Source organism: Faecalimicrobium dakarense (assembly GCF_000499525.1).
GTDB lineage: Bacteria > Bacillota > Clostridia > Peptostreptococcales > Peptostreptococcaceae > Faecalimicrobium > Faecalimicrobium dakarense.
In genome coordinates, this window is record NZ_HG529229.1 from 14,187 (window position 1) to 26,260 (window position 12,074).

The 12,074-nt window shown below is 27.5% G+C and carries 8 protein-coding genes and 1 pseudogene; 8 read left to right on the forward strand and 1 reads right to left on the reverse strand.

What is annotated here, in order from left to right; all coding sequences use genetic code 11:
- The first annotated feature begins 88 nt into the window (after positions 1–88).
- The 4 genes from BN899_RS00675 to BN899_RS00690 all read left to right on the forward strand — a co-directional run bounded on the left by BN899_RS00675 (position 89) and on the right by BN899_RS00690 (position 4,945).
- Positions 89–925, forward strand: coding sequence for a sulfurtransferase (locus BN899_RS00675; protein ID WP_042271490.1), 837 nt, complete (start codon positions 89–91; stop codon positions 923–925).
- A 66-nt stretch (positions 926–991) separates the two neighbouring features.
- The gene (locus BN899_RS00680) at positions 992–2,650 is read left to right on the forward strand and encodes a sensor histidine kinase (RefSeq protein ID WP_042271493.1); all 1,659 of its coding nucleotides are present in this window, start codon (positions 992–994) and stop codon (positions 2,648–2,650) included.
- Between the two features lie 10 nt (positions 2,651–2,660).
- Positions 2,661–3,383: a LytR/AlgR family response regulator transcription factor gene (locus BN899_RS00685; protein WP_042271497.1), complete on the forward strand. Its 723-nt coding sequence runs from the start codon at positions 2,661–2,663 to the stop codon at positions 3,381–3,383.
- A gap of 122 nt (positions 3,384–3,505) precedes the next feature.
- Positions 3,506–4,945, forward strand: coding sequence for a carbon starvation CstA family protein (locus BN899_RS00690; protein ID WP_042271500.1), 1,440 nt, complete (start codon positions 3,506–3,508; stop codon positions 4,943–4,945).
- A 103-nt stretch (positions 4,946–5,048) separates the two neighbouring features.
- Here the strand turns inward: BN899_RS00690 and ychF are convergent.
- Positions 5,049–6,147: pseudogene (gene ychF, locus BN899_RS20725) on the reverse strand (redox-regulated ATPase YchF).
- Between the two features lie 319 nt (positions 6,148–6,466).
- Here ychF and BN899_RS00700 point away from each other — a divergent pair.
- From BN899_RS00700 to BN899_RS00715, 4 genes are all read left to right on the forward strand, one after another.
- Entirely contained in the window at positions 6,467–7,585 is a 1,119-nt protein-coding gene (locus BN899_RS00700) for a ferrochelatase (RefSeq protein ID WP_042271503.1), read from the forward strand.
- A 1-nt stretch (position 7,586) separates the two neighbouring features.
- Complete coding sequence (yfmF, locus tag BN899_RS00705) at positions 7,587–8,852, forward strand: EF-P 5-aminopentanol modification-associated protein YfmF (protein WP_042271506.1); 1,266 nt, start codon at positions 7,587–7,589, stop codon at positions 8,850–8,852.
- 14 nt (positions 8,853–8,866) lie between these two features.
- Entirely contained in the window at positions 8,867–10,159 is a 1,293-nt protein-coding gene (yfmH, locus tag BN899_RS00710; protein WP_042271511.1) for an EF-P 5-aminopentanol modification-associated protein YfmH, read from the forward strand.
- A gap of 334 nt (positions 10,160–10,493) precedes the next feature.
- Positions 10,494–12,056, forward strand: a complete 1,563-nt coding sequence (locus BN899_RS00715; protein ID WP_330362402.1) for a BCCT family transporter — start codon at positions 10,494–10,496, stop codon at positions 12,054–12,056.
- Positions 12,057–12,074 lie beyond the last annotated feature (18 nt).

Genomic DNA, 12,074 nt, shown 5'->3' on the forward strand with positions numbered 1-12,074 from the left:
AGTTTATATAGTATTAATAGATAATGAAAGAGTTTTAGTTAAAATAATAATTGATATTCTTTCATTATTTAAGTATAGGGGAGAGACGATGAAAAATATAGTTAATGCATCATGGTTAAAAGATAATCTAAATAATGAAAAATTAGTTATAGTCGATTGTAGATTTAATTTAATGGATAAAGACTATGGAAGAAAAAGCTATGAAGAGGGTCATATAAAGAAAGCTGTAAGGATAGACTTAGAAACACAGCTATCAAGTGAAGTAAAAGAGTTTGGAGGAAGACATCCACTTCCAACTATAGACGAACTTAAAGAAACTTTTGAAAGTATAGGTATAAGTAATGATTCTATAGTTGTTGCTTATGATGAAGGAGACCTAGCAGGGCCATCAAGGCTTTGGTGGATACTAAAATGCCTAGGTCATAAAAATGTTTACATATTAGATGGAGGAATTAATTCTTTTAAAGAATCAAATGGAGAAATAGTTACCAATAATACTAATGTAGTAAGAGGTAACTTTGACATCTTAGTTAATGAAGATATGGGAGTTGATATGCATTATGTAAAAGGAAAACTTCATAATGAAAATGTAGCAATAATAGATTCTAGGGAAAACATAAGATATATTGGAGAGTGGGAACCAGTAGATAAAAAGGCAGGACATATACCAGGAGCGCTAAATTATTTTTGGATGGATATTCTAGATAAAGATGAAGATAGGATAAAAATTAAATCTAAAAAAGATTTAAGTACTCACTTTGAAAAATTAAATGACTATGATGAAATTATAGTCTATTGTGGTTCAGGGATAACAGCATGTCCAAATAGCTTAGCACTTACAGAAGTGGGAATAAAACATAAAGTGTACCCAGGAAGTTTTAGTGATTGGATAAGCTATGATGATAATAAAGTAGATACTAAGTAAAGAAAACTATATAGACTTATTAAAAGGGAAAGGTAAAATACTTTCCCTTTTTTAAAGGAGGAATTTATGGGGCAAGAAACCATACTTTTAGCATTAATTGAAAAAACTAGTTTAACAATAGTTTTATTTATAATAATATGCAAAATAAAGAACTTTAAATATATATTTCAAAAGGACTCATATAAATTGAACGATTTGCTTTTTATATCAATGATATTTACAGCATTAGCTATACTTGGGACTTATAATGGTATAAGCGTTGAAGGCTCTCTTGCTAATACTAGGGTAATTTCTATAGTATCAGGAGGAATTTTATTTGGACCATTTGTAGGAATATCCTCAGGAATTATATCTGGGTTTCATAGATTTATTATCGATGTAAATGGAATAACATCAATACCATGTCTTATATCAAGCATAATTGCAGGTATATTGTCAGGATATGTTGGTAAAAAAGTAGAAGATAAGCATAAATGGTTTTATGGAATTATATGTGGAGTAATATCAGAAAGTGTAACTATGTGTTTAATATATTTTCTATCAAGGCCAAGTGAAATAGCTGTATATATTATAAGACAAATTTATGTACCGATGATAGTTGGTCAAGTTGGTATAGGTTTTTTAGTATCAATTGTAAATGATATAAAAAAAGAAAAAGAAGAAATAGCAGCATTTCAGTCAAAGCTAGCACTTGATATAGCTAATAAGACTTTGCCTTATTTTAGGTCTATTAACTTAGAGTCTCTTAAAAGGATATGTACTATAATAAAAGAAGAAATAAATTCGGATGCTGTAAGTATAACCGATACTAAAGAGGTATTAGCATATGTAGGTGTAGGAGAAGATGTATATAAGGATGATAATATAGAACTTAGTAATATAACAAGAGAAGCGATGGAAGAAGATAAGATATTAAATGTAAAAGTGGATAAAAATGAACATTCTTTAAGTGAGAAGGTAAATCTTAAAACCGCACTTATTATACCTCTTAGAGATTCTCAAGGAGTTATAGGGAGCTTAAAAATATACTATACAGAAAAATATGATATGAGTTATTCTAAAAAATCTTTAGCAATAGGTTTATCTCATATTATTTCAACTCTTATGGAAATATCTAAAATTGAAGAAATAAAAACTGCTAAAAATAAAGCTGAAATAAAAGCATTACAAACGCAGATAAATCCTCATTTTTTATTTAATGCATTAAACACAATAACGTCTTTTATTAGGATAAATCCAGATAAAGCAAGACACCTTATAATTAATTTATCAACATATATGAGATACAATTTAGAGGTAAATAGTAATTTAATAGATATTAATAAAGAGCTAGAACAAGTAAAAGCATATGTAGAAATAGAAAAAGCAAGATTTGGAGATAAATTAAATGTAATTTATGATATTGATGAAAATATAGATGTAAAAATGCCAAGTTTAATAATACAGCCACTAGTAGAAAATGCAATTATACATGGAATAAGAGAAAATGGTGGGGCTGGAATTGTAAAAATAAGTGTAAAAAAAGAAAAAGATTATACTAGAATTTGTGTTGAAAATGATGGTATTACTATAGAAAATGATATAATAAATAAGGTATATAAAGGTAATATGCCAGAAAATAAAATTGGATTATATAATGTACATTTAAGGCTTAAATTAATTTATGGACAAGGTTTAAAAATAGAGCAGTTAGAACCTGGAACTAAAATAGAATTTATTATTTAGGAGTTTTATTATGAAAGCGATAATAGTTGAAGATGAATTTCCAGCAAGAGAAGAACTTAAATATTTTATAAATAGTTTTAGTAATATAGAAATTGCAAGTGAATTTGATAATGGTGTAGACGTATTAAAATTTATGCAAAAAAATAAAATAGACGTAATATTTTTAGATATTAATATACCAATGTTTGATGGTATGTTATTAGCTAAAACTATAAATCAGTTTAAAGATAAGCCAAAGATAGTATTTATTACAGCATACAAAGAACACGCAGTAGATGCTTTTGAGCTAGATGCATTTGATTACATATTAAAGCCATATTCAGAAGAAAGAATAGTTTCTACTTTAAATAAGCTAGGGCAGATAGATTCTATAAAATTAGAAAATGAAAATAAACAAGTTAAATCATCTAATGTGACTCTTTGGAAAGATAATAAATTAGTAGTTATAAATATAGATGATATATATTATTGTGAAGCTAGGGAAAGAGAAACTTTAATTTATACTAAAGAGCATGAGTATATATCTAAAAAATCTATAATAGAATTTGAAAAAAAATTATCTTCAGATAAATTTTTTAAAATTCATAGGTCTTATATAGTAAATACAACTAAAATTAAAGAAATAATACCATGGTTTAATTCTACATATAAATTGAAATTAAATGATATAAACAATGAAGTTTATGTAAGTAGAAGTAAAATAAAGGAATTTAGAAAAATTATGAATATATAATTGTATTTCATGTAGAAATTTATGCATCTCATGTAGAAAAACTACTTATTAAAATGAAAAAACGTTATTATTTAAGAGGATTAATAATGTAATAATAAAATTTTAATAAGGGAGAGAATGGTATGATAACATTTATAAGTTGTTTAGCAATTTTAATAGCTGGATATTTTATCTACGGAAGTGTAGTTGAAAGATCAGTAAGATTAAGTGATTCAACTTCTACACCAGCAATAAGATTAGAAGATGGTGTAGATTATGTACCAATGCCTTGGTATAAAGTATTTTTAATACAGTTCTTAAATATAGCAGGAACAGGTCCAATATTTGGAGCTATAATGGGGGCTATGTTTGGTCCAGTTGCATTTTTATGGATAACATTTGGTACTATATTTGCAGGAGGAGTACATGACTTCTTCTCAGGTGTTATATCTATGAAGCATGATGGTAGTTCTGTTTCTGAAATAGTTGGTATGTATTTAGGGAAAAATATGAAAAATGTAATGAGAGTATTCTCTGTAATACTATTAGTATTAGTTGGTACAGTTTTCGTAACATCTCCAGCAGGATTATTAAAATCTATGACTGGTATAGATCAAACTATATGGGTTGTTATAATAATAATCTATTACCTAGCAGCTACAGTTTTACCAGTTGATAAAGTAATAGGTAAAATATACCCAATATTTGGAGCTGCACTATTATTCATGGCAATAGGTTTAGCTGGTGCCATGATTATAGGGGATATTAATGGAACAATGGTAATGCCAGAGATGACTTTACAAAACCTGCATCCAGAAGGGTTACCTATATTCCCATTCTTATTTACTACTGTAGCTTGTGGTGCTATATCAGGATTCCATGCAACACAATCACCTATGATGGCAAGATGTATCCACAGAGAAAGTGAAAGTAAAAAAGTTTTCTATGGAGCAATGGTTGTTGAAGGCATAGTTGCTTTAATATGGTGTGCTGTTACAATAGCATTCTTTGGAGATAGTGCATCAATACAAAGCGCTTTAACAGAGTATGGTGGGCAATCAGGAGTAGTAGGATTATTATCTAAAGAATTATTAGGTTCTATAGGTTCAATTTTAGCAATACTTGGTGTTGTTGCTTGTCCTATAACAAGTGGAGATACTGCATTTAGAAGTGCTAGACTTACTATAGCAGATGCATTTAATATAAAACAAGAAGGATTATTAAGTAGATTTAAATTAGCTATACCATTATTCGTAGTTTGTATATTCTTAACTACAATAGATTTTAACATAATCTGGAGATACTTCGCTTGGTCTAACCAAACATTAGCAGCTATATTCTTATGGGCAGCAACAGTATATTTAGTTAAGAATAAGGCTAATTATTGGATGACTTTAATACCAGCAACATTTATGAGTGCTGTATGTGTAGCATATTTACTACAAGCTCCAGAAGGATTTAGATTAAACGCAATGTTATCTAATGGAGTAGGGGCAGTTGTAGCTGTAGTATTATTTGTATTCTTCATGGTAAGCAAAAAGAATATAAAAGTAAATGATGAGTGTGATAAAATAGCTCAATAATTATATAAAAGAGTGTCTAAAAATGATTTAAATCATTTTGTAGACACTCTTTTTCTATGAAAAAAGAATAAAAAGCTTATAGCAATTGCTATAAGCTTTGATATTATACGTTAAATCTAAATAATATAACGTCTCCATCTTTGACTATATATTCTTTTCCTTCAAGTCTAACAAGACCTTTTTCTTTAGCAGCAGTCATAGTACCAACAGTTACTAAATCATTAAATGCTATAGTTTCTGCACGGATAAATCCTCTTTCTATATCAGAGTGGATTTTTCCTCCAGCAGCAGGTGCCTTAGTTCCTACTTTTATAGTCCAAGCTCTAACTTCTTGAGGTCCTGCTGTTAAGTAAGATACAAGACCTAATAAAGCATAAGAAGATTTTATTAACTTGTCTAATCCTGATTGTTCAAGTCCTAATGTCTCTAAGAATTCCATCTTTTCTTCATCAGTATCAAGTTCAGCTATTTCTGCTTCTATTTGAGCACAAACAACAACAACTTCAGCATCTTCAGTTGATGCGAATTCTCTAACTCTAGCAACATATTCATTATTTTCAGCTTCATCAGCTAAATCATCTTCACATACATTTGTAGCATATATTACAGGCTTAGATGTAAGTAAGTTTAATGAATCAACAAATTTTTGTTGATCTTCAGTAAAGTCCATAGTTCTTACACATTTACTGTCTTCTAAAGTAGCCATTATTTCTTTTAAGAACTCAAGTTCTGAAGCCAAAGATTTATCAGCTTTAGCAGCTTTAGTATTTTTTTTGGATTCTTCTTTCTAGTATTTCGATATCAGAGAATATTAATTCTAAGTTTATAGTTTCAATATCTCTTAAAGGATCAACTGATCCATCAACGTGAACAACGTTAGGATCTTCAAAACATCTAACAACGTGAACTATAGCGTCAACTTCTCTTATGTGAGATAAGAATTTGTTACCTAAACCTTCACCTTTAGAAGCTCCTCTAACAAGTCCTGCTATATCACAGAATTCTATAGCTGTTGGAACTACTTTTTTAGAATCGTATAACTCCTTTAATTTATCTAATCTTTCATCTGGAACAGCAACCACACCAACGTTTGGCTCTATTGTACAGAAAGGGTAGTTTGCAGATTCAGCTCCTGCTTGAGTTATTGCATTAAATAATGTACTTTTACCTACATTTGGTAGACCTACTATACCTAATTTCATAGTCATCGTCCTCTCTTTTTATGATATTTATATGTTTATGACAGTTTTAAATCATAAATTATATTATAAATTTAAACAACCTATCCCTATGTGAAACCTAGTCAACAAGCTACTTTAATAAATTTACAAAAATCTATTTTAGACATACATATTGATTATACATCATATATATAATAACTGTAAACTAGGCTTTTATTAAAGCGAATTAAGCGATTACACCTATTTAAATCATTTTAGCAATATAAATGTAATTAATTTTAAGTAATAGACCTACTTTATAGGCTATTTAAAATAGAATTTATATATTGGGGTTGATATAATGTGGATTTCAATAGCTTTATGTATATCTTTAGCTTTAAGTTTTATATTTAATGGTTATATTGAAAATATATTTATAGTTTTAACAACAGCATTATTTTATAAGCAAATAATAATAAATAAAGAATATAAATATATGGTCATAGCTCTTATTATTGCTTTTATTGGTACAAATTTCATGATAACTTTTGGATTTAGGAACTATGTAAGCTTTAAAGATGTACAAGAGTCAAGAGAAAAGGAAAAAACTTTAGTATTATTAGTTTCAGAAGGGGAAGATAAAAATTACAATTTAAAGGAAAGAGCAACACAAATTTATTATGAGAAAGGTTATAAGTCACTCTTAACCAGTACTAAAAATTTATATGATTACAAAAGTTACTATAATAAGTTAGGATCTAGTAATTTTAAAAATCAAGCAGAAGAAATAGCACAAAAACTAAGATATAATTTAGGAGAAGAATATGAAGTAGTAAATTCATATATGTACTCAACTCCATACTTTGAAGATTCAATGGAGAATATCGTATCTCAAGGCTATAAAAAAATTATAATTTGTCCTTTATTTATGACGGAGGGTAAAGATTATGAAATATTTAAGCAAAGATATGAAAAACTAAGTTTAACTTCTCATAATTTAGTGGGTATAGATATATTAGAACCTTTTTACAAGTCGAATAATTTAGCTATGGTTTATAAAAATGAAATATTAAAAAACATAAAAAATGAAGGAAAAGATGCAGGTGTTTTATTAATAGGTCTACATAATAAAAATAATTTAGAACAAGACATATTATTTAGAGAAAAAATAAAAGATTACATAGAATCAGAGCAAAAAGATTTAGATATTCAAATAAAATTACCACTTTTAGAAAATAATAAAGACGATATAATAAAATCAGGAGAACAATTGTTAGAATATGGAATTAATACCTTGTATGTTGTACTACCTACATGTACAATTGATACTATGTATACAAAACATTTAGTAAGTAGCATACTTGAAAACTTAGATATGGGAAATACTAAGTTTTACTATATAAAGCCTGACAAAAAAATAGATGCAATAGTAGATGAACTTTTCACAAGAATATCATTGATAAAACAAATAGGAGGATAAGATGGAAAAAGACATTAAGAAAATAAACTTAGGTAATAATATTAACCTAACTCTAATACCGGCTAAAAAATTCAAATCTAATCTAGTTAGTATATATATTCAAAGACTATTAGATAAAAATGAAGTTACAAAAAATGCATTACTTCCAAGTATTATAACTAGTGGGTGCGAAAAATATCCGAGTTTAAGAGAAATATCTAATAAATTAGATGATTTATATGGTTCAGCAATGCTTTCGGATGTAAGTAAAAGAGGAGAGCGTCAAGTTATAACTTTTAAAATGCTAAGTACTAATGAAAAATATTTAGATGAAAAAATACTTAAAAGTACATTAGAATTTTTAAATGAAGTTGTAAACAACCCTTTAATAGTCGAAGGAGGGTTTAAAAAAGAATATTTAGATATAGAAAAAGTAAATTTAAGAGATAGAATACAAGGGATTATAAATGATAAAGGTAGATATGCCCTTGAAAGAGCATTTGAAGAAATGTGTAAAGATGAAAGATTTAGTATAAGTGAATATGGTTATGAAGATGAGATAGATAAAATAAGCGCTCAAGATTTATATAATCATTATGTAGAAATATTAAAAACATCTCCAATAGATATAGTGGTAGAAGGAGATTTTAATGAAAAAGAAATAGTTGATATAATAAATAATACTTTTACTTTTGAAAGAGGTAATATAATAGAAATACCAAGAGAAGATTATAAAAAGCAAGTAGATGAAGTTAAAGAAGTAATTGATAAAATGGATATAACTCAAGGAAAATTAGTTATAGGATATAGAACTAATATAGATTTTAGTGATGTTAAAAAATATTACTCTTTAGTAGTGGGATGCAACGTACTAGGTGGAGGACCTCACTCTAAGATGTTTATAAATATAAGAGAAAAAGAAAGTTTATGTTACTATATCTACTCTTCTATTGAAAAATATAAAGGGATATTATTTGTATCATCAGGTATAGAAACTAAAAATTATGAAAAGACATTAGAATTAGTTAAAAAACAAATAGAAAGCTTAAAAGCTAAAGAAATATCTAAGGAAGAAATAGATAATAGTAAAAGTGCATTAATAAACTCTATGAGATCTTTAGCAGATAGTATAGGTGGAATGTCCGATTTCTATTTTGCGCAAGGAATGAGTAAAACAAATTCTACAGTAGAAGATATAATCAATTATATATCTGATGTTTCAGTAGAGGATATAGTTAAATCTTTTAAAGATTTACAACTTGATACTGTTTATTTCTTAAGAAACTAAGTGAGGTGACATAAATGGAGAAAATAGTTAATGATATATTAAAAGAAGAAATTTATTATGAAAAATTAGAAAATGGACTAGATGTCTATTTTATGCCAAAGCATGGATTTACTAAAAAATATGCAATACTAGCAACTAACTATGGATCAAATGAATTAGAATTTATTCCAATTGGTGAAGACAAGAAAATAAGAGTAAATGAAGGTATAGCGCATTTCCTTGAACATAAAATGTTTGAACAACCCGATGGAGGTAATGCATTTGATAAATTCTCTAAATGGGGAGCAAGCGCAAATGCATTTACAAACTTTACAATGACAGCATATCTTTTCTCTGCGACTGAAAACTTTTATGAGAGTCTAGAACACTTAATAGACTATGTTCAAACTCCATATTTTACAGATGAAAATGTAGAAAAAGAAAAAGGTATAATTGAACAAGAAATAAAAATGTATAACGATGATCCAGATTGGAATGTCTATTTTAACTGTTTAAAAGCATTATATGTAAACTATCCAGTTAGAGTTGATATAGCAGGTACTGTTGAAAGTATTTACAAAATAACTAAAGAAGAATTATATACTTGTTATAATACTTTCTACAATCCAGGAAACATGATGTTATTTGTTGTAGGAGATTTAGAAGAAGAAAAAGTTATGGAAGTTGCAAAAAAAGTTAACCATTATGATGTAGCTAAACTTTCAGATAAAATAGAAAAGTTTTATCCTGAGGAACCAGAACACGTTAACCAAAAAGAAATTGTTGCGAAATTCCCAGTTTCTATGCCATCTTTTAATATTGCATTTAAAGATAATAAAGTAGGTATTAAGGGAACTGAACTTTTAAGAAAAGAAATAATTACTGAAATATTAATAGATATGATATTTAAAAAAGGTAGTTTACTATTTGAAGATTTATATATGAAAGGCCTTATAAATGACAACTTTGGAGGAGGATTCTCTTCTCAAGTTGATTATGGGTTTACAATAATCGGTGGCGAATCTAAAGACCCAAGAGCTGTTAAAAATACTATATTAGAATATATACAAAAATATAAAGATGAAGGTTTAAGTAAAGATGAGTTTGAAAGAGTTAAGAAGAAAAAAATAGGTAGTTTCTTAAAGTATTTTGACTCTGTAAACTTTATAGCTAATAACTTTATATCTTATAAATTTAAGGAAATAAATTTACTAGATTATTTAGATGTATTAAAAGAAGTAACTTTTGATGAAGTTGTAGAAAGATTAAATTCTCATTTAAAAGAAGAATATTGCGTAATATCTATAGTAGAGCCTAGTGAAAAATAAATCAAATAAAAAAGCAAGGATGTTAAAAAACACCCTTGCTTTTTTATTGCAATGAAACTAAATTTACTATTGCTTTTATAGACATAATTTAAACTTTTTATTATCAATAATAGTAATTTTATTAGGTTATTTTTATAAAAATATATATAAATTTTATAATTTTTTTTATATAGCTATACTGTAGTGATATCAATAGTTAAAACTTATATGAAAGATAGTATAATACAAGGGCCTTAATTGACAAAAGATACAACTTCGACATATAATCAGGTTGTAGGTTACAAAAAACTTAAATAAAAAAAGAAGTTGTTTCTTTTGAATAGAGGTGAGTGTTTTGAGTAATATATATAAAAATATTAAGAAAAATTATGTGTTTTTAATATCGCTAATACTATCGGTATGCGTTGTTTTTACAGGGATAATTTTTCCAAATGAATTTAAAAATATATCTAACAGTATATTTAAAGTAATAATAAATAATTTCAGTTTCGTATATATAATAGCAATGCTTTTACTTGTACTATTTGCTTTGTTTTTAGTATTTAGTAAATATGGAAATATAAGACTTGGAAAAGATGATGATAGACCGGAATTTAGTAATCTATCTTGGTTTTCAATGTTATTTGGAGCTGGTATGGGGATTGGATTAGTATTCTTTGGAGCTATAGAGCCTATGAAGCACTTTATAGCACCAATAGGAGCAAGTTCAGGATCTAATGAAGCTATAACTTTTGCTATGCAACAGTCATTTATACACTGGGGACTTCACCCATGGGCAGCATATTCTATAATGGGATTGGCACTTGCATATTTCCAATTTAGAAAAGGTGCTCCGGGTCTTATAAGTAGTATATTTTTACCAATACTAGGTGAAAAGGGCGTAAAAGGACCAATAGGTAAAACTATAGATATATTAGCAGTATTTACTACTGTAACAGGAATAGCTACATCACTAGGAATGGGTACTATGCAAATTGCTGGAGGATTAGAATATGTATTTAATATAGAAAATACTATAAAATTACAAATTATAATTATAGCAATTGCAACTGTACTTTATATATTAAGTTCTACTAGTGGATTAGATAAAGGAATAAAGATATTATCTAATATAAACCTAAGTTTAGCAGGATTTATATTAATAGGAGCTATATTAATAGGACCGAAACTTGATATGTTAAATAATTTCCAAAATGGAATGTTTGCATATGTAACAGAATTTGTATCTCAAAGTTTATATATGGATTCAAGTAAAGAATGGATAGGTCAGTGGAGAGTATTTTATTGGGCACTTTGGATAGCTTGGATACCTTTTGTAGGTATATTTATAGCAAGAATATCTAAAGGTAGAACAATAAGAGAGTTTATAATAGGTGTAACATTAGTACCTGCAATAGCTTGTATAGTTTGGTTTACAGTATTTGGTACACTTGGAATAAACTTAGGTGCAGACTTTGCAACTACAGCTACTAAAGTAACTGAATTAGCATTATTTGAAGTATTTGCTAAGTATCCATTTGGTCAAATTTTATCTATAATTGCAATGGTACTTCTTTGTACATTCTTTATATCATCAGCAGACTCGGCTACTTATGTTTTAGGTATGTTTACATCAGATGGAGATTTAAACCCAAGTGGTACTAAAAAAATAATTTGGGGAGTTGTTCAAGCTACTTTAGCAATAGCTCTTTTATTATCGGGTGGACTTGGAACTTTACAAACAGTTTCAATAGTATCGGCATTTCCGTTTACTATAATAGTGCTACTTAGTATGGTATCGATTATTAAAGCATTAAGAGAAGAAGTAAAAGAAAGTAAATTAAAATCTAAAAAAGAAGTTTCTGAAAAATCTAAAGTTAAAAAATTAAAAAATGCAATACAAAATTATATGATGTAATAACAATAATATAAAATT